Consider the following 19,518-nt stretch of genomic DNA (forward strand, 5'->3'; position numbering starts at 1 on the left):
TGCCTTTAGCTTTTTGTGTGTAACTTCGTACATGCGTTTTATCAAACTATTAATAATCAGTGTCTTTACCTTTGCAGTGTTTATCTTCCTGCTTTCGCTGTTATTCCCTTCCAAGGCAGTGGTAGAGCGCTCCGGTGTAATTGATGCCCCGGTAGCCGTAGTATACAGCCAGATCAACGAGCTTAAAACCTGGCAGGAATGGAACCCCTGGACCAAATTAGAAGCAGTGAATACGCTGCAATTCTCCAACCCTTCACAAGGAAAAAATGCCTGGTACAGCTGGACCAGCGCCAATGACGCCGCTTCCGGCAAACTAACCGTTTTGCGCAGTGAGCCTGATAAAGGTGTTTATTATAACATGTTATTCAAAGATATGCGGCCTATGATGGGCGGATTGGAAATAAAACCCTCCAAAGAAGGCACCGGTACTGTTATACACTGGTATATGGAAACAAAGCTGGGCTGGAAACCCTGGTGGAAGCTCCGCGGTTTTATGGCCGACCGTTTAATGGGCCCGCAGGTAGAGCAGGGGCTGACGGAATTGAAGGCGAGGTGTGAGAAAATGAAGTAATAATTAAGATGGAGAGATTCAAAAAAGGGATGAATGGTATCTCCATATCTATTGAATAGCTGTAATTTCCTGCACGGTTTTTAAGCCATTAAAATCAATAATCTATATGAAACAGATCTTTTTATTCCTGGCCATCCTTGCTACCACCAGCAGCGTGGCATTTTCCCAGGATGCACCCAAAAGCCCCCGTGTTACTGCGGAAGGTAAAAATGTAAAGGTCAGCTACGGCCAACCCTCTAAGAGAGGCCGCGTGATCTTTGGTCAACTGGAACCTTATGGCAAAGTATGGCGCACCGGCGCTAATGAAGCTACTGAAATTACTTTTGCAAAAAATGCCAGCTTTGGCGGCAAACCTGTAAAGGCTGGTACTTACACCCTGTTCACCATTCCCGGCGAAAAAGAATGGACATTCATCCTGAACAGCTCACTGAAACAATGGGGCGCGTATAAATACGAGGAGATCAAAGGAAACGACGTACTGCACGTAACGGTACCAGTTACTACACTCAGTGCCCCGGTAGAAAAGCTAACCATTACCCTGCCGGCTAACAAGCTGGTATTAGAATGGGATAAGACGAAGGTAGAAGTACCGGTGAAATCTTAATGTGCTGATGTGCGGATATGCAGATGTGCAAATGAATTGAAGCGAAGTAGCTGATTTTCTTTACACATTTGCATATGTGCACATTTACATATCTGCACATCAACCCATTGTTCCCACAAACTCCAGTATACTCTCATACACTCTTCCCAGCTCTTCATTTGTAATACAATACGGCGGTAAAATATAAAGGGTATTGCCCAAAGGCCGCAGCATGATCCGTTTTGCGCGGAAAAAGCGGTGCAGCTCATCTGCCAGCTGGTTGGTATAAACATCCTGCCCGGGGGTGATTATTTCAAAAGCTAAAACAGTTCCCAGTAATCGTGTATGCTTTACCGTTCCTACTGCGGCCAAACGCTGCAGGAACTGCTGATGCTGTGCGTGTATACGCTCCCGTTGTTGCGCACATTCCGGCTGCAGGAACAGGTCCAGGCTGGCAAGCGCCACCGTGCAGGCCAGTGCATTCGCCGTAAAGGAATGCCCGTGGAAAAGGGTTTTCAGCTTGCTTTCTGATAAGAAAGCATCGTATATAACAGCCGTGCAGGTAGTAACACCCAGCGCCAGGGCGCCACCGGTTAAGCCTTTGGAAAGGCAGATGATGTCCGGCGTGGTGGTTACGTTTTCCATGGCAAAGTTCTTTCCGGTTCTGCCAAAACCGGTCAGTATTTCATCGGCTATCAGTAAGATCTGCTGCTGTTTGCAGTATAACAGCAGCTGATCCAGCGCTTCGGCTTCATACATAAGCATACCGCCGGCGCCCTGTAACAGGGGCTCAAATATAAAAGCTGCAATGCTCTCCGGCCCCAGGCTTTCAATGGCGGCTTTCAGCTGCGGAAGATTATCGGATGTGGGGGTATCTATAAAATGCACCTCAAATAACAGGTCGTCAAAAGGAGCGGTAAATACGCTGCGGCTGCTCACGCTCATAGCGCCAAAAGTATCGCCATGGTAAGCATGGTGGAATGCCAGGATCTTTTGCTTGCGGAAACCTTTGTTTTCCCAGTATTGCAAGGCCATTTTCAGCGCCACTTCTATAGCGGTAGAACCATTATCAGAATAAAATACCCTGCTTTGCCGGCCGGGTAATACGGGTAACAATCTTTCCGCCAGCTCCACGGCAGCAGGGTGGGTATAACCTGCAAATATGCAATGCTGCAGCTGCATGGCCTGTGTGGCCAGCTTTTGCGCAATGTACGGGTGTGCATGCCCGTGTATATTTACCCACCAGCTGGAGGTAGCATCCAGGTAGCTGTTGCCTGCTTCATCAAATAAAGAGGCGCCTTCTCCGCGTATAATACCAATGGGCGCAGGCGCTGTTTGCATTTGTGTATACGGATGCCAGATCACCTGCTGATCGCGTTCACTCCACGTCATTGTAATTAATAATTAATGATTAATAAGAGGGCAAAGATAAGGTGGGAGGGGGAGAAATAAAGCATCTATAAGCCGGCCAGTTTGGCCAGCGTGCGGTATAAGGCAGATGGATCATAAGGTTTATGCAGGATGGAATGTACCTGCAGGCTGTTTAGCTTGTCTGTTACATTAGGTATAACATCAGCAGTAAGGGCAATAATAAAGGCATGCGGTTGCAGCTGGCGGATATGGGGAATGGTATCATACCCATCCATTTCCGGCATGTGCAGGTCCAGCAGTACGCCGTCAAAGTGTTGCTGCTGCATCATTTCCACGGCCTCACGGCCATTAACGGCAGTAAGGGTTGCTGCGCCTGTTCTTTGCAGCTGGTACACGATCACCATTGCATTAATGGTATTGTCCTCTACAACCAGCAGCTTTTTATTTTTAAGCCAGTCCCACAATTGTTTTTCATTATATACTATGCTGGTGCGTGTAACAGCGGGCAGCTGGTCAAAGATAATATCAAACCGGAAAGTAGTGCCGAGACCGGGTTCACTGTCAATGGTTATGCTGCTGTTATACAGCTCTACCAGGCTTTTGGTAATGGGCAGCCCCAGCCCCGTGCCGCCATGCTGGCGGGTAGTATCGCTTTGCGCCTGTACAAAGCTTTCAAAGATACGGTTATGCATATCCTTTTGAATACCGATGCCGGTATCTTTTACAGAAAAGCTCACCGTGGCTTTTGCCGCTGTTTGGCTTAACAGCTTTACTTCTATAAAAATGCTGCCTTCGTGTGTGAACTTAATGGCGTTGTTAATAAGATTATTGAGGATCTGCGTTAGCCGGAACGGGTCGCCGCAAAGGCTGGGCGGCAGGAGCGGATCTATGACCATGTGCAGGCGTACCTTTTTGGATTGGGCCAGGGGCTGATAATTGTTCTCAAGATCCCTGAGCAGGCTTTTAAGATCAAAGGGAACATTTTCCAGCTCCACTTTCCCGGCTTCTATCTTGGAAAGGTCAAGTATATCGTTGATCAGCGTCAGCAAATGATCTGCGGAGTATTTCAGGCTGCGTACCAGGTTACCATGCTGCGGCGTTTCTTCCAGCAGGTTGGCAATACCAATAATACCATTGAGGGGGGTACGGATCTCATGGCTCATTACTGAAAGGAACTCGCCGCGTTCCCGCGCTGCTTTTTCTGCCTGCTCCTTTGCATGGATCAGCTCAAGGTGGGTGAGCTTATATTGGGTAATATCCTTGATCACGGCCATAATACGCCGGCCGCTGCCCGCTGCGCCGCCTTTAATGAGATTAACCCGCAGCCGGTACCAGTTATCTACATCGGGGCGCTGATCTTCATATTCTATTTCCTGGGAAACACCGGTAGCAAACAGTGTGTCAATCAAAACCGCAAACATTTCACTCTGCGGGCCCAGCACATCGTTCATATGGCGGCCAATGATCTGGTCTTTGGGAAGGTACAGCAGGGATTCATCTTTACACCAAACCTGTTTGAATATGCGCTGTTCATTTAATTCAAATACAATATCGTCCAAACAGGTTAATAAGGCTTCTACATCATTGGTTTGCCAATGTTCTGTGGTATCCTGTTCCTGCGGTATAGTCATGCTGCCTCGCTGGTGTGCTTGATCGGACATTCTAATAAATTTAAGGGGGGTAAACTGAATAACAACGAGTGGCCCTCTCGGTGTTTGTACTGCTCTACTGGTTACTGGTTTATCAATCAGGGGCTAAAATTAGTAAATTATATCAGGAAAAATGCAATCCTTTGGGAAAGGATTGTTTCTGACAGGGGCCTGCTCAATTAGCTTGCTGCGGTTTAAGTTTGATCTCTGAAATAAGTGTGCCTGTTGCAAACCCCATACCGGGCGTGCCGCTGTACCTGCATTGGCGGAAATGAAGATAATGATGAAACCTTTTACAGGGTATATTTAACAGAGAAATTAATGGTACGGCCGTCAATAGGCCCCCATAACGGCAGGAACTGCGGCTGCGTAATACTGCCGGTGTATAAGGCCTCCCGCTTACCCTGGCGGGCATCAAAAATATTTTCCCCATTCAGCACTACCGTAAAGTGATCGCCAAACTGGCGGGAGATCATGGCGGCCCAGAACCAGTAGTTGGGCGCCAGCTGGTTATTATACAGGTATTGATGGCCTATCCAGGCGCTCTCAATACCAAAGCGCCATTTATCCGGGATCTCATAAGCCAGGGTGCTTGCAAATTTATCCCGCGGGGCAAAGGGCACAAAGGTATGGGCCGGATCTGAGTATTTGGAGGTAGTATGGTTGTAACCTACATACAGCTCTATGTTGTCATAACTAAAACGTATATACGTATCAGTGCCCAGGCTCCTGCATTCATAGGGCTGGTTTTGCAGTAATATTTTACCTTCTGCCTGCGCAACGGGCATAATGGGATGTTTGATGTAGGTATAATACAATGCCTGGTCTATGGTTATTTCCACCGGGCCTAGTGAGGTCTGGTAACTTGCGTCTACATTAAGTCCCCGGCTTTTTTCTGACTGCATGCCGGTGGTAAGCGGCAGCAGGTCACGGTAGGCAATGTTCTGCGTCTGGCTGGTAAAAATGGCTGGTGTTTTATAACCAGTGCCGCCGCTCAGGCGTATTGACAGGGCATCTATGGGCCTGTACACAACGGCTAAACGCGGCAGCACATACCAGCCGTACACGTTATGATAGTCTATGCGCAGGCCTGCTTCCATCATTAGCTGCCTGGTGATATTAAAACCATCCTGTGCAAACAGGCCGGTAGTGTTGTAGGTGTAGTTATTAATAAGGCTGCTGTCGCCACCGGCCCGTTTATATTTTTCGCCGGTATCATTCAGGCCCAGCACCCAGTTATGCCGCCCGCTCTTTTTGTTATAGGCTACCTCTGCATACAGGTTGCCCTGGTTACCGCGCAAGGCAAATGTGCCTTCAGTATTATCCAGGTGATAATAGCTGTTCACTCCTTTGGCGGTAAGGGTGCCGCCGCCTAATTGCTTGCGGGTAAATTGAAGGTCTATGCTGTGCCGGTGGCTGTTATTGGTTTCTGTATATCGGTGCAGGCTATCCATACCATGTGCCAGTACCTGCATATCGCCACCGGCGCGTTTTTCAATGGTGCCGGTATAACCTGCTACCAGCGTGGTATTAGGATCTATATAATAAAAAAAGCGGGGATGCAGCGTGTACTGCCGTAAGCGGGGCACATCGCTAAACCCGTCTTTATTAACATCACTTTCATTTTGTACGGTGGCGCCGGCAAAAAGGGTAAGGCCGGTTTTTTTCCAGCGTTGCGCGTAATAGGTGTTTACATTATTTTCTTTGAGGGTGCTGCGGTTCAGCAATACATTCAGCTCCGGCTCATAACCCGGTGTTTTGGCAATAAAGTTGATCATGCCTGCAATGGCGCCACCGCCATAAAGGGTGGATATGGAACCTTTAATGATCTCGATCTGCTTCAGGTCCAGCGGGGGAATGGCCAGCACGCCAAAGTTGCCGCTCAGGCCTTCATATACGGGCATACCATCACGCAGCAGCTGGGTGTACTTACCATCCAGCCCCTGCATACGGATGGCGTTATTACCATTTACGGCAGAGGTGTTCTGGATATGGATCACCGACAGGTCGCCCAGGATGCTGGCCACATTTCCGGGTTTAATGCCGCTTTCTTCCTGCATATCTTCCTGCCCCAGCACCTCCACTTTCATGGGCAGGTCTTCCAGGCGGCTGTTGGTACGGGTGGAGCTAATCACTACCTCCGCTATGTTCCTGACCTGCGGTTTCGGCGAACCGGGAACAGTGTCAGCCGGGGCTTGTCTGGTAGCGCTGTCTTTTGCAATGATCTGCGCCTGTGCTGCAAAAACGCTGCACAGGAAGACTATAGTGTATAACAGTTGTTGCATAGTATTCCTATGCTGCAAAGGAAGGTTTGGAATTTGTAGAGAATCTGGAGATGGTGAATGTATGCACACCATTTTCAAAGTAATAGCTGATCGGGAGATTATAGGTATCGCAGATCTTTTTTACAATGGCCAGCCCCAGGCCGTTGGAGCTGTCCAGCACAGCGCCGCCTTTTTTAAAACGCTGAAAAAGCTGCTGTTGCGGAATGGCCGGCCAGCTGCTGGTGTTGCTGATGGTGAACTGCTGATCATCCAGCTGCAGCTTTATTTTACCGCCGGTATAATTATAACGGATAGCATTACCTACCAGGTTGCTGATCAGCATATCTGCCAGCGCTGCGGGCATTTGCCAGGAGGTATCGTGGGTAAGCTGTGTTTCCAGTGTAAGCTTTTTATCTTTTATCAGCTCATCCAGCAGGCCCAGGTATTGTTTGGTAACGTGCTGCAGGCTTTCCGGCTGGGAGGTATCGTACTGGTGGTTCTCTATTTTAGCCAGCAGCAGCAGGGAGTGGTTCAGGCGGGCCAGGCGTTCCAGGGCTTCGCTGCTTTGGGCAATGGCATGCAGCTGTGCATCGCTGAGGGTTTCATCCTGCAGCAGCAGCTCCAGCTTACTTTCTGCAATGGCCAGGGGTGTTTGCATTTCATGGGCTGCATCTTCCGTTAGCTCTTTAATGCTTTGGTAATCTGCATGTATGCGTGTTATCATGGCCGTTAGTGCGGTATGCAGCTGGTTAAATTCCTTGATGGAGGAAGGGCTGAAGCTGACGCTTTCCATCTTCTTGAGCTCAATGCCATGCAATTTTTCCAGCGACTGGTAAAAGGGCCGCCACAGGCGCTTGCTCAGCATCCTGTTCAGCAGCAGTATGAAAACCAGCAGGCCGCCAAACACGATCAGCATTACAATGAAGATGTTCTTTATAAGATCATCCCGTTCTATTAATGATTTGCGGATGGTTAACAGGTAAGAATTATTGTGGATGCTTAATACCTGTGTAAGCTGTCGGTAAGGTGTTTTTTTTCCTTCTATATCCTGGTATAGCATTACGCTTTCCAGAACAGGTTTTGCCTGCGCGGGCTGTGTTACGGGCTGCAGGCTGAACTCCGGGGTGGAGAGCCGGAACACCGGGCTGTGAACGCTTACGGTGTCCATATAACGCAGCCACTGGATCTGATCGTTCAGCAGCTCTTCATCTATTTCATGCCCGATCTCTTTATTGAACTGGGAAAAGAGGTAAAAGGTGCTGATGGTGAGCAGCGGTAATACCAGCAGCAGGAAATAAATGGTGGTTTGCGTAAGTAACTTCATCGGTCTCATACAGCCCCGGTTTATTGATCAGACCAGCGGTAGCCGGTACCATAAATGGTTTTAATATAATCCTCACCGCCGGCTTCCAGCAGCTTGCGGCGCAGGTTCTTGATATGTGAGTAAATGAAATCGTAGGAGCCTGCCTGGTCATAGGCATCGCCCCAGAGGTGGCCGGCCAGCGCAGTTTTGGTAACCACCCTGCGCTGGTTGGCAATGAAGTATAACAGCAGCTGGTACTCTTTGCTGGTAAGCGTAAGGGGAGTATCCTTTACAAAAACCGCTTTGGAGCCTGGCGCTATGCGGATCTCATTGAAATGGATATTGGTGTTGCCATCAAAATGTTTACGCCGCAAAATGGCATTGATACGGGCATTCAGCTCTGACAGGTGAAAGGGTTTGGTCAGGTAATCATCGGCGCCCAGGTCCAGGCCACTGAGCTTATCCTCCAAAGAATCTTTGGCGGAAATGATAATAATACCTGCTTCTGATTCCAGCGCTTTTAATTCTTTGATAATATCCAGGCCATTGCCTTTGGGCAGGCCTATGTCGGCCACAATGCAGTCGTAATCGTAATCATTCACCTTTGCCATGGCCTGGGGAAAGTCAGGCGCGGTTTCACAGATATATCCCTGCTGCTCCAGGTACTGGCGGATGGCCGTTTGCAGGGCCGGTTCATCTTCTATGACCAAAACTTTCATGAATGGATAACAGATTAGGTGAACGAATGTTTTTTATGGCTGCTTTTTCACAAAATCCTGCAGGTATGTGCATTCCGCTGCAATGCTTTCATAAAAGGCGGTATGCCGGTACTCCTTTACCAGGGTTGGAAAATACGGATTTTTATACGTAGCCGGGTACCACCATTCCTCTTTGCCGCTTAACTGCGCATGTTTTTGCGCGCAGCGCGCTGCCATGTATAAGGCTTTGGCTTTAAATTCCGGGTCAGTGGCCGCATCAGCTGCTTTTTTATAATATTCCTCTGCGCGGTAACAACCAAAGTATTCACGCAGGAAGGGTGATGTTTCATGTGCCGGCTCATACCACCAGGTGCTGGGGCGGTAGCTTACAGAGAACTGGTAGGAATGGCCGTAATAGGAAATGCTGAACAGCCCTGTTGCATATTCAAAATACACTTCCGGCGCTACCTTTGCAGCCTGCATCTTTTTTTCCAGCTCCACCATGCGGGTAGCATATTCCAGCTGGCTAATGCCATGGCGGATGGAGTCCTGCTCCTCATACCCGAAATCCTGCAGTTGTTCCTCAAACACCAGCTCTGAACGGCGGGTGCTGCCGCTGCGTTTGAACCAGGTAACGGCATTGGGGAAATCGTGCTGGCGTACGTAGTTGATAGCAATAACCTCTCCAAGCTGCTGTTCTGTAAGGGGCAGCTGATCACAGAGATATTTTTCAAAAGGCGTTTTGTTTTTGCTTTTATACAGGCCGGATAAGGAAAGCAGCTGTGTAGTGGACATACTATCTGCAATAAAATCCTTTCCGCTTGTGCCGTTCCAGCGGAAATAGGTAGGATCTACCTCATCCCTTTTTGTGAGGATGAGGGACAGGCGCACGGTATCCTGCTGCCGGGCATAACGCGGCGCAATAATATAATCCAGCAGGTTGCGGTACATGCGGGTGTAAAAGGAAGCGTTCACCCAGCTATTGTCATCCGGATAATCCCAATAGGAGCTGTTTTCTTTTCCTTTGGGCAGCTTGGAGTCCAGCCATTTGAAAGAAGCCAGCAGCTTGCTTTCATAAGCTTTATCTATGCGGGGCTGTTCATTAATGTTCACCAGCAGCTGTACAATTTCCCATTGATCCTGCAGGTCGGCCCGTTGTATGTTGGGTTTTGCGGCTGCCAGGCGGGTATGGGCGCCGGCATAGTCTTTTGTCATAAAGGAAAGGTAGGCGGATGTGATCTGCCACAGGGCCGGCTCCTTTACCTTACCCTGGCCGGCAATGCTGTCTGTAAGCTGCTGCATAGCTTTTACCGCATCTGCTTTAAGACTGTTCTCAGTGTACCAGTAGTTAATCTTATTGGCGTCAATGTTAATGGCATTTTGCAGGTAACCATCTTCCAGCTTATTCACTTCTCTGGCCAAAAGCACATCCAGTATGGATGCAGTGGGATCAAAGCGGTATACTTCCCGCAGACCGTCCAGGTTCAGGATTACGGCCCTTGCTGCGTACATGGCAGCTACAGTGGCTTTCTCCGTATTGCTGGTACATAATTTCAGCACCGCTTTTTTATCAGCTTCAGCCCAGCCGGTGTTCAGGTAGGCCAGGGTGCGCTGGGAAGGCGCTGCTTCAAACACGCGGGAGAACAGGTATACGCTTTCCGCTTTTTTGCCTGTGCGCAGCAAAGCGCCTGCTTTTAATGCCAGCGCTTTATAGTGAATAAGGGAATTGGATGGCAGTGGCGCTGCCAGTGAATCATAATAGTGAATAGCTGTTTCGTATGACTTGCTGAAATGCGCCATGCGGGTGGCCTGGTAGGCAAATCTTTCCTTAATGAACGGATCTTTACAGGCGTTATACAGCTGTATGCTGTTGCGGGCCAGGCGCATCATGGCGGCGTAATCCGGTGTTGGCGGGTTCCACGCATCGGTGATATTGGTATATACCTCGCATCTTTTAGCGAACATGAGGTAACCCAGCGTTTCCTTGTCCTTACTGCTGATGAAGTAACGGGTAAGCGTATTATTGCTTACGCTGTCCGGCGCCTGCAGCGGCGTTCCTTTATCAATGCTGGTATATAGCGCCGTCATTTGCGGACGGGAGTAGGTGTAAATAAATTCCAGGAGGTCCTTATCCGTTACCTTTGCGCTCTTACCGGAAAAAAAGGTGCTCCATTCGCGGAGGTTGGCGGCTTGCTCCGGCTCATCCACCCCATAATATTGTGCCAGGGAAGTATAGTAGAAGGGCTCAAAGCCCTTGCCGGCGGCAAGGTTCGGGTTATAGAAATTGGTGTAATAATCATAGGGGTCCGGCTCAGGGCCGCAGGAAAACACGTAAATGGTTTCTGCAAAGAAGCAGACCAGCAGGCTAACGAAGAATACTATAAGTTTTTTCCAGTTCGGGTAATGCATATTTATTAAGCTCGTTTTCGTCCAGGTGATAAAATATAACTACGGGATTATAATCCTGCCGTTGTTTAGCCAGGTACCCGGCGGCGTCCCAAAGCAGTGCGGGCGGGCAGGTTTCATACCGTACTTCTTCGCCGGCATGTAAGGGATAACCTTTTACGATGGTATCCCTTAACACGGTGTATAATTGTTCCCCATTTTTACTAAAAATACGATGGTTGCTGAAATCATTTTCCTCCAGGTTGCGGAGCAGGCCTGCATAGGAACGGTGACGGAATAATACGCTCCACCTGAACAATGGCAAAGCCAGGTCTAAAGGTAACGGATAATGCGCTATCCTTTTACCGCCGGCATAGGATTCCAGGTCGTTCATATTAAGAATGGAGTTGTGGCCGCCATATTGGCGCAGGTTGCCCATGTTATAACACATCAGCAGGCCCTTATCTGCCGGTGGTGCGCCGCTGGTAGCCAGGAATTTTACCTGGTGCAGGCGTATGGTTACGGAAAGCTGTTTGCCCTGCATAAAGGGTTGCCGGCGAAGGGATTGCAGGAATGCAAAATAGGCGTTCCTGCTGTTGCGTGTCCAGTCGCAATCTATTTGCACTTCCCCTGCCTGCTGCGGGCTGGTTTGTGCCAGCAGCTGCGCCACCTGCCGGGCCAGGGTATCTGCATTCACCTGTTTCCATACATCGTTTACAATGAATACGGTAGGTATTACCTGTAAACCGGCAGGGAAGGGGCTGCGCTGGTCCAGGCGGGCTACGGGAACGGCTGTATGGTTGTCTGCGGCCAGGGTTACGTCGAACATTTTTACGTAAAGCCTTTGCACGCGGAGGGTATTGAGTGTATTTAGCTCAGTGCTGTCTGGCTGGTAACGCTGCTTCCAGAAATAAAAGGCGCGGGTAATGGGGCGCGGTTTGGTGCAGGCCAGGCAGCAGCAAAAGAGGTATAAAAGCCAGCGTTTATGCATTTGCCGGCAAAGATAGCGTAGTAAGCTGTTCCTATCTGTTTTTTCCGTAAGTTTGTAGAAATGACAGGTAATAGATACCATATAGCTAAAAGTCGCCCGATCGAGTATGTGATACTCGATATGAGCGATTGTTATACCTGGTCATTTCCCGAATTTCTACCCTTTTGTCTTCACCTGTACTATTTCTCCAGCTTTAAGGCCTTTAAAACTATTGCCCAAGCCTAATTGATCCCACAAAGGCTTGGGGTTTATCTGCATTTAATTATTCCAATAATTAATCATTTAAATGATCTTGCTATGCGCTGGAATCAACAAAAGATTGCTGCAAGCAGAACGGTAGCTGCAATGGCCTTTTTGCTGAATGCAATTGTACTGGAACAGGGATTGGTATCAGATCCCAAATGGTATAACATTGCCTATATCACCTTTCCCTTAATGCTCATTTATGTTATTGCTTTTCGTAAGCAGCTGTATAAGCAGCAGGGTGTGCGTATTAATAACAAAAAAAATGTAAGCGATGAACCTATTATTTCAACGGCTTCGCCAGTTAGGGATAGATAATAACGTTTCATTTACCGGCCAGGAATTACTGAAGGATTGTATCATCGGTTTTGCCGGTGTACACCGTAAGGTGATCGTATTAAAGCAGCTGAATGATACGGCTTTCCAATCCTTTGTGATAGACCTGAATGAAGTGAAAAGATGTACGGTAAGAAAGCAGTACGGCGCTATCAGGACCGGGGAGCTAAAGGAAAGGAAGCTGGATCACTACCTGGAAGAAATGGTGCTGCATTTTGAGCTGAAGAACGGGAAGCCGCCTGCTGAGGTTTTGTTTTACAAACACCCTGGCAATTACGTTGGGGAGATTGCAGAGCTGGAGCAGAAGGCCCGTTATTGGAGCACTATTTTGACTAAGATGTGCGTGCCCCTGGAAAAGACCGCCTGATACGGCTTTAGGTGAATAGGAAAAGTAATTGTAAACGCTAAAATGAATGATCTATGCAAAAGCTAAAAGAGCAGCTTATGCTGACGAAGTATGATTATGAAGTGATCCTATCCAACCTGAAAAATGGATTGGTACAGGCAACTTTTAACAAACAGGATGCAGAGGAGCTGGGCGCCGAATTGAAAAAAGCTAAGCTGGTGGATAATGAGGATATGCCTCCTGATGTAGTGAGGCTTAACTCAAGTGTTACCGTTAAAGAGGAGCGTGAAAATAAAGTGTTAAAGATCACCATCGTGATCCCTGAGAAGGCCGACATAAAGCAAAAGAAGGTTTCTATCATGTCGCCTATCGGAACGGCGCTCATCGGGTATAGAAAGGGAAGTAAAGTGAGCTGGAAAGTGCCTGCAGGAAGAAGAACATTTACAATCCTGGAAGTATCAAACCAAATTAATGCATAACCTTAGCAGCGGCCGGGGCGCTGGGCCTTGCCTGGCGGAACGCCAAACTTCTTCCGGAAGGCAGCGCTGAAATGCTGCACGGATGAATAGCCCAGCTCTTCGGCCAGCTGTTTGATCTGAGCACCGTCCAGTAATTGTTCCCTGGCTTGTTGCAGCCTGGCTTCGTTCAAACAGCCAAACACAGTATTATCGTACAATTCTTTAAAACCCTTTTTTAATTTGAATGTATTAATGCCGGCAATGGAAGCTAATTGCTGCAGTGAAGGCGGATCTGACAGGTGGGATAAAAGATATTCATACGCATGCACAATGGAGTCTTTATCCCGCCCTGTTTTAAGCACTGTTTTTTCATAACCGGTATCCTGTTGTGCAAATGCTTCTGCCTGCAGGATCAGCAGTTCAAGGCAACGGGCCTGCAAAAAGATCGGCTTCAGCCCGCCGGTGTAGGGGCAGCTCATAATATCCTGTATGCACTGCCGCATAGCAAAAGAAATAGGCAGCCCGCCAGGGGCCATATTTGCACCCCGTCCGTTCACCACATGGTCTATAAAGCGCTGCATTTTTTCATTCGTGTTGGCTAGCAGGCTAATAAAATGAGCGGAGGTAAAATGCACTTCAAAGAACCGGTACGTTTCATCATTACAATAACTGGCATCCACATCCAGTTCCGGCATATAGAAGATATTGTGCTCATTGGGCCTGAAATTGTATCTCCTGCCATCCACAAAGTTGTCTATAAGGCCGGTGCCACGCAGTGAAAAATGCAGCTCTACCATATCCGGCATGTCAAAAACCTTCATCCGTAAATGCTGCCGGTGCAGGCGCATATCGCCATATACAATGTAAATATTGTTCAGGTACAAGCGAACCATTTCCATATCTCCAAAGGGCATGCTGAATTTTTCCCGTTTTTCAGTTACCAGCGGCAGCCGGGCCGTAAGAGCATCAAAATCAACCATGTCGTGCATGGCAAACCAGTTACTGTTACCGTCTTTTATCATCATGGCCATAAAAAATCCCTTTTATACCAATTAAACTCCCGATTGTATAAAAATGCGGGGCGTATTAAAGCTCACTTTTGCAGCTGTAAAATTAATCAATTATAGCCAGCATGATGCTGCATACAGGATCATGTAAACTTTAATACATACCAGCATGGAGAATAAACAAAGATCAGGCGTGGCCCGCCTGTTACAGATTGCCGGAAGCAGGAAAAGAATGCTGATGGTTTCCGGCATCCTTGCCCTTGGGCATGCGCTGCTGTCCCTGGTACCTTATATATTGATCTATGCCATTATCAGGGAGCTGCTGGCGCCGCCCATCCGGCTGCCGCTGATCCAGGGATACCTGCTACAGGCGGTGATCTATGCCGTTGTTTCCTATGTTTTGCTTTATGCTTCGGGTATGGCTTCCCATATTGCTGCTTTCAACATCCTCTATGAGCTGCGCCGGCAAATGGCCGATAAGCTGGGCAGGCTGCCCCTTGGTTTTATTAACCGGAATAACTCTGGTGCGCTGAAGAAAATACTGGCGGATGATATAGAGCGTATTGAAAATTTTATTGCACACAATATACCGGATTTCATTAAGGCGGTAATGCTGCCTTTCATTACGCTCAGCTATCTTTTTTATACGGACTGGCGGCTGGCGCTGGCCAGTGCTATCCCTATTGTGCTGCTGGCATTTGTGATCCCTATGATGTTCAGCAAAAAAAGAGTGGCCCTGCTTGCAGGCTACCATCGCTCATTAGAGCAAATGAATGCAGTAACCGTTGAATTTATACGGGCCATGCCAGTGGTTAAAATATTTGGACAAACGGAAGAAAGCTTTGACCGCTACCGCAATGCAGTGAATGGATTTAGGAAGATGGTAATGAGCTGGATCAAAAGCACCTCTCCGGCATTCGGCGTTTTTATCAGCTTTATGAGCAATGCCACGCTGCCTGTGCTGGCCATTGGTTTATATCTGTATACCCGGAACGGGATCGGGTTGCCCGTGCTTTTTATGTTCCTGATACTGGGGGTGGGATATATCCGTCCTTTGCTTGCCCTGAGCAGCCTGGGATCACAGCTCTCCGTGATCAGCCACGGGGTAAAACGGCTGGATGAGATCCTTTTCAGCCAGGAGCAGGAAGTACCGGGAAATGGTAAGCTGAATAAAAATTACAACATCCGTTTCCGGGATGTATGTTTCAGCTATGATGAAGGCCAGCAGGTGCTGCACCATATAAACCTGCTGATACCGCAGGGAAAGATCACGGCGCTGGTAGGCCCTTCGGGCTCCGGCAAGTCAACCATAGGCCAGCTGATAGCCCGTTTCTGGGATGTGCAGCGCGGGCACATCTTCATTGGCGGCACAGATATAAAGGAAGTGTCGGTAAGTGAAATGATGGCGCATGTATCCTTTGTTTTCCAGGACAGCTTTATGTTTGAGCAAACCATTTATGAAAACATCCGCATGGGTATGGATAAAACGGAGGAAGAAATAATTGCAGCTGCCAGGGCTGCACAATGTCATGAGTTCATTAGCCGGCTGCCAAAGAGTTATCATACAAAATGGGGCAGCAATGGCATACACCTGAGCGGCGGGGAGCAGCAGCGGATACAGCTGGCCAGGGCCATGCTTAAAAATGCACCCATACTTGTACTGGATGAGGCTACGGCCTTTAGCGATCCGGAGAATGAATGGCTGATCCAGCAGGCGCTGGGCCGGCTTATCCGGAACAAAACAGTGGTGATCATAGCTCACCGCCTCAGCACCATTACCAACAGCGATCAGATTGTTGTAATGCAAAACGGCAGCATTGCCGGCAGCGGCCAGCATGATGATCTGCTGCTCACCTGTGACCTGTACCGTAATATGTGGGAAGCGCACACCCGCACAAAACATTTTGCCATCGGCTAACCAGATAATAAGCAGAAAATGATAAAGAATCTCTTATATACTTTTAAAGCAGCCCCGGACCGCGTAAGAAAAAGCCTGCTGCTGGAGCTGCTGCAAGGCATCCTGATAGCTATACCCACCGGCTTTTTGCTCCTGGTCATAGAGGAGCTGTTCTCCCCGGCGCCGGACCTGCAACGGTTATGGACCTACGTAATAATTATGACCGTATTGCTGCTGCTGCAATTGTTCCTGGCAACAAAGAATATAGTAGCCAGCAACCTGATGACCTATACCTTATCCACTAACCTGCGGATAAGATTGGGGCAGCACCTGCAAAAGCTTTCCATGGGTACCTATAAACAACGCGATCCCGGTGATATTGCCGCTGTGGCCCTGCAGGATGTGGCTAATTTTGAAATTATATTTGGCCACACCATTGGCGCCCTGCTGGGCGCTGTATTTACAACCATCATTCTTTCGGTGTTCTTACTGGTGATGGACTGGCGGATGGCTTTAATATTGCTGGCAGCATTACCCTTAAGCTGGGGCATGATCCGGATGGCCGATCTGCTGATCGTGAAGGAAGGTAAAAAGCATATACAGGCCCGTAATGAAACCGGCGCCAGGTTCCTGGAATATGTGCAGGGCATCCGTCATATTAAGTCTTACGGGTTAACAGGCAGCCGTTTTGCCAGCCTTGAAAAGGCGCTGAATGATTTCCGGAAAGCCAGCATACGCACAGAAGCCATTCCCGGTCCTTTTTTGCTGACCGTTGCCATATTCTTTGAGCTGTTCTTTTTGGCAATGGTTTACCTGGGTATGCTGCGCCTGGCAGGGGGCGGCCTTTCCGGCAGCACGCTGATCGCCTTTCTGATCCTGGGTTACCGCTTATACGAACCTTTGAAGATCATCATGATGGACTATGTATTATTACGGTACATGAACATAAGCCTGGGCAGGGTGCTGGAGCTGCTGTTTGTGCCGGCACAGACAGCCGGCAGTAAGCGGGTTCCGGAAAAATTTGACATTAGTTTTGAGCAGGTACATTTTTCTTATGATGATCAAAACCCGGTATTGCAGGATGTATCTTTTTCATTACCTGAAAAAAGTATGCTGGCGCTGGTAGGTCCTTCCGGTTCAGGGAAAACCACCATTACCTCGCTGATCGCGCGGTTCTGGGAAGCAAATGCGGGCGCAGTTAAGATAGGCGGCATTGATGTGAAAGAAATGAGCCCGGATACGATCTATGAGCTTATCAGCGAGGTTTTCCAGGATGTATACCTCTTTGACGACACTATTTATAACAACATCCGTTTTGGCCGTATGGATGCCAGTGAGGAGGAGATACTGGCGGCTGCTGAAAAAGCCATGGTATTAGATTTTAGCTTTGAAATGCCGGAGGGGCTGCAAACCCGCACCGGAGAAGGGGGCAACCGGCTTTCCGGCGGCCAGAAACAGCGGATCAGCATTGCAAGGGCTTTATTGAAAAATGCCCCCATCATATTATTGGATGAGGCCACCGCTTCCCTGGACCCTGAAAACGAAATATACATTCAACAGGCCATCCAGGAGCTGGTAAAGGAAAAAACCGTTGTGGTAATTGCGCACAAGCTGGCCACCATCCAAAAGGCCAATGCCATACTGGTGCTTAACAGCGGCCAGGTGCTGCAGTACGGCACCCATGAAGCGCTGATACGCAGGGACGGCTTATACCGGCGCCTGTGGGACATTCAGCAGCTTGCCGGCGGGTGGAGCGTATAATACCTTTTTGTATATTTAATAATGTTTGAGCAATTCAGAAATAAATTCCCGCTTGACGATGATAAATGGAACGACTATACCGGCTGTTTTAAACGCATGAAAGTTTCTGCGAGAACAGCGGTTTTAAAGGAAGGCGATATTCCAAAGAATATGTTCTTAATTGAAAAGGGGTGTATCCGTGTGTGGTTTAATAACGATGGAAAGGATGTTACAACCCAGTTCTTCTTTGAAAATAACATGGTTTCTTCTATTGAAAGTTTCAGGAAGGGATACCCAAGCCCGGTAACCATTGAAACCATTGAGCCCTGCGTGTTATGGTACATTCATAAAAAAGATGCAGACCGGATCATTGCGGAGGTAAGTGAGCTGCCTGTATTCCGGGAGATGATCATAGATACCGTATTTGAGCGCACCTATGATTACATGAAACAGTTCTTTTCCTTTATAAAAGATACCCCACAGCAACGCTATCTGAACCTGGTAAAAGAAAAACCACAGGTGGTGCAGCGGGTGCCCCAGCATTATATTGCTTCCTACCTGGGTGTTAGCACGGTGCACCTGAGCCGCATTAAAAGTAAGCTGGCCAAAGAAAAGTAAAGCCCCCGTATTTGATAACAAATGTTATTGCCCGCCGGTATATTGCCGGGTAGCTTTGCATTATAAAAATTATCAAATATGAAAGCAGCAGTTATGTATCAAAGGGGCGGAATGCCGCAATACGTGGATTTTCCCGAACCCGTAGCCCAAAAAAATGAGCTGTTAATCTTTATGAAAGCAGCCGCTATTAAACAGCTTGACAGATCAATGGCAAGCGGCAGGCATTATTCAGTACAAAATGATCCGGAGCAGGCAACCATTATTGGCGGCGATGGAGTAGGCGTGCTGGAAAACGGCACCCGGGTGTATGCCGTTGGCGCAACCGGTATGATAGCAGAGAAAGCCGTGATTGAAAAAGACCGCATGGTGCCCTTACCGTCAGGTATTGATGATGTTACTGCAGCGGCCCTGCCCAATGCGGTGTTTGGATCTGCTATGGGGCTTCGCTTCCGGGCATGCATGAAAAAGGGCGAAACCGTGTTAATAAACGGCGCTACGGGTTTTACCGGGAAAATAGCGGTACAGGTAGCAAAATATTACGGCGCAAAAAGAATAATTGTAACGGGCAGGAATAAACAGACCTTACAGTCCCTGCTGGCATTGGGGGCAGATGAAATTATTACGCTGGAACAGGAGGATGAAGCCTTTGTTGCACAAATAAAAGCCATTCATAACCGCACGCCTATTGACATTATCCTGGATTATTTATGGGGGCATACCGCAGAGCTCATCCTCTCCGCTTTTAAGGGGCAGGGCATGTTCACCTATAAAACGCGGTTTGTATCTATTGGCTCTATGGCAGGCGACCTTATTCAATTATCCGCAGAGAATTTACGAAGCGTAGACCTGCAGCTGACCGGCTCTGGTTTGGGTAGCTGGACAAAACCTGAAGTACAGGAATTGCTTAAAAAAATATTGCCGGAGATGTTTAAACTGGCGGCAGCAGGTAAGCTAAAGGTTGAAACGGTTAGCGTAGATTTAAAAGACATTGCCAGCCTGTGGGACCTGGATATTCCCGGCGGACAACGCTTAGTAGTTACTATATGATAGTGGCGCTG

17 protein-coding genes are annotated in these 19,518 nt (G+C 48.3%); 9 read left to right on the forward strand and 8 right to left on the reverse strand.

Annotated elements, in window-relative coordinates:
- Nucleotides 1-31 precede the first annotated feature (31 nt).
- Complete coding sequence (locus KVT36_RS11125; protein ID WP_217603563.1) at nucleotides 32-571, forward strand: SRPBCC family protein; 540 nt, start codon at nucleotides 32-34, stop codon at nucleotides 569-571.
- A gap of 106 nt (nucleotides 572-677) precedes the next feature.
- Nucleotides 678-1,175, forward strand: a complete 498-nt coding sequence (locus tag KVT36_RS11130) for a DUF2911 domain-containing protein (protein WP_217603564.1) — start codon at nucleotides 678-680, stop codon at nucleotides 1,173-1,175.
- A gap of 99 nt (nucleotides 1,176-1,274) precedes the next feature.
- On the opposite strand, the gene bioA is transcribed toward KVT36_RS11130, so the two are convergent.
- The 7 genes from bioA to KVT36_RS11165 all read right to left on the reverse strand — a co-directional run bounded on the left by bioA (nucleotide 1,275) and on the right by KVT36_RS11165 (nucleotide 11,815).
- Nucleotides 1,275-2,546, reverse strand: coding sequence for an adenosylmethionine--8-amino-7-oxononanoate transaminase (gene bioA / locus KVT36_RS11135; protein ID WP_217603565.1), 1,272 nt, complete (start codon nucleotides 2,544-2,546; stop codon nucleotides 1,275-1,277).
- 65 nt (nucleotides 2,547-2,611) lie between these two features.
- On the reverse strand, nucleotides 2,612-4,186 hold the full coding sequence (locus KVT36_RS11140) for an ATP-binding protein (RefSeq protein ID WP_217603566.1): 1,575 nt from the start codon (nucleotides 4,184-4,186) through the stop codon (nucleotides 2,612-2,614).
- A 281-nt stretch (nucleotides 4,187-4,467) separates the two neighbouring features.
- On the reverse strand, nucleotides 4,468-6,459 hold the full coding sequence (locus KVT36_RS11145; RefSeq protein WP_217603567.1) for a TonB-dependent siderophore receptor: 1,992 nt from the start codon (nucleotides 6,457-6,459) through the stop codon (nucleotides 4,468-4,470).
- A 7-nt stretch (nucleotides 6,460-6,466) separates the two neighbouring features.
- Nucleotides 6,467-7,771, reverse strand: coding sequence for a HAMP domain-containing sensor histidine kinase (locus KVT36_RS11150; RefSeq protein ID WP_217603568.1), 1,305 nt, complete (start codon nucleotides 7,769-7,771; stop codon nucleotides 6,467-6,469).
- Nucleotides 7,772-7,782: 11 nt separating this feature from the next.
- Complete coding sequence (locus tag KVT36_RS11155; RefSeq protein ID WP_217603569.1) at nucleotides 7,783-8,460, reverse strand: response regulator transcription factor; 678 nt, start codon at nucleotides 8,458-8,460, stop codon at nucleotides 7,783-7,785.
- 33 nt (nucleotides 8,461-8,493) lie between these two features.
- On the reverse strand, nucleotides 8,494-10,848 hold the full coding sequence (locus KVT36_RS11160; protein WP_217603570.1) for a PA2169 family four-helix-bundle protein: 2,355 nt from the start codon (nucleotides 10,846-10,848) through the stop codon (nucleotides 8,494-8,496).
- Complete coding sequence (locus KVT36_RS11165; RefSeq protein WP_217603571.1) at nucleotides 10,805-11,815, reverse strand: hypothetical protein; 1,011 nt, start codon at nucleotides 11,813-11,815, stop codon at nucleotides 10,805-10,807. The genes KVT36_RS11160 and KVT36_RS11165 overlap by 44 nt, the downstream gene beginning before the upstream one ends.
- Nucleotides 11,816-12,112: 297 nt before the next feature.
- On the opposite strand from KVT36_RS11165, the gene KVT36_RS11170 reads away from it, so the two are divergent.
- The 3 genes from KVT36_RS11170 to KVT36_RS11180 are packed head-to-tail and all read left to right on the forward strand — an operon-like array spanning nucleotide 12,113 to nucleotide 13,219.
- Nucleotides 12,113-12,376 (forward strand): hypothetical protein, encoded by a 264-nt coding sequence (locus KVT36_RS11170; protein WP_217603572.1) that lies wholly within the window; start codon nucleotides 12,113-12,115, stop codon nucleotides 12,374-12,376.
- On the forward strand, nucleotides 12,333-12,761 hold the full coding sequence (locus tag KVT36_RS11175; protein WP_217603573.1) for a hypothetical protein: 429 nt from the start codon (nucleotides 12,333-12,335) through the stop codon (nucleotides 12,759-12,761). Before KVT36_RS11170 ends, KVT36_RS11175 begins: the two co-directional genes overlap by 44 nt.
- Nucleotides 12,762-12,814: 53 nt before the next feature.
- On the forward strand, nucleotides 12,815-13,219 hold the full coding sequence (locus tag KVT36_RS11180) for a GreA/GreB family elongation factor (protein WP_217603574.1): 405 nt from the start codon (nucleotides 12,815-12,817) through the stop codon (nucleotides 13,217-13,219).
- Between the two features lie 2 nt (nucleotides 13,220-13,221).
- On the opposite strand, the gene KVT36_RS11185 is transcribed toward KVT36_RS11180, so the two are convergent.
- Complete coding sequence (locus KVT36_RS11185; protein ID WP_217603575.1) at nucleotides 13,222-14,229, reverse strand: AraC family transcriptional regulator; 1,008 nt, start codon at nucleotides 14,227-14,229, stop codon at nucleotides 13,222-13,224.
- A gap of 145 nt (nucleotides 14,230-14,374) precedes the next feature.
- On the opposite strand from KVT36_RS11185, the gene KVT36_RS11190 reads away from it, so the two are divergent.
- The 4 genes from KVT36_RS11190 to KVT36_RS11205 all read left to right on the forward strand — a co-directional run bounded on the left by KVT36_RS11190 (nucleotide 14,375) and on the right by KVT36_RS11205 (nucleotide 19,507).
- Nucleotides 14,375-16,123, forward strand: coding sequence for an ABC transporter ATP-binding protein (locus KVT36_RS11190; protein WP_217603576.1), 1,749 nt, complete (start codon nucleotides 14,375-14,377; stop codon nucleotides 16,121-16,123).
- Between the two features lie 18 nt (nucleotides 16,124-16,141).
- Complete coding sequence (locus KVT36_RS11195; RefSeq protein ID WP_217603577.1) at nucleotides 16,142-17,863, forward strand: ABC transporter ATP-binding protein; 1,722 nt, start codon at nucleotides 16,142-16,144, stop codon at nucleotides 17,861-17,863.
- Between the two features lie 21 nt (nucleotides 17,864-17,884).
- The gene (locus tag KVT36_RS11200; RefSeq protein ID WP_217603578.1) at nucleotides 17,885-18,460 is read left to right on the forward strand and encodes a Crp/Fnr family transcriptional regulator; all 576 of its coding nucleotides are present in this window, start codon (nucleotides 17,885-17,887) and stop codon (nucleotides 18,458-18,460) included.
- A gap of 78 nt (nucleotides 18,461-18,538) precedes the next feature.
- Complete coding sequence (locus KVT36_RS11205; RefSeq protein WP_217603579.1) at nucleotides 18,539-19,507, forward strand: zinc-binding alcohol dehydrogenase family protein; 969 nt, start codon at nucleotides 18,539-18,541, stop codon at nucleotides 19,505-19,507.
- The last annotated feature ends 11 nt before the right edge of the window (nucleotides 19,508-19,518 follow it).

Origin of the sequence: Chitinophaga sp. GbtcB8 (assembly GCF_019091455.1) — a bacterium.
GTDB lineage: Bacteria > Bacteroidota > Bacteroidia > Chitinophagales > Chitinophagaceae > Chitinophaga.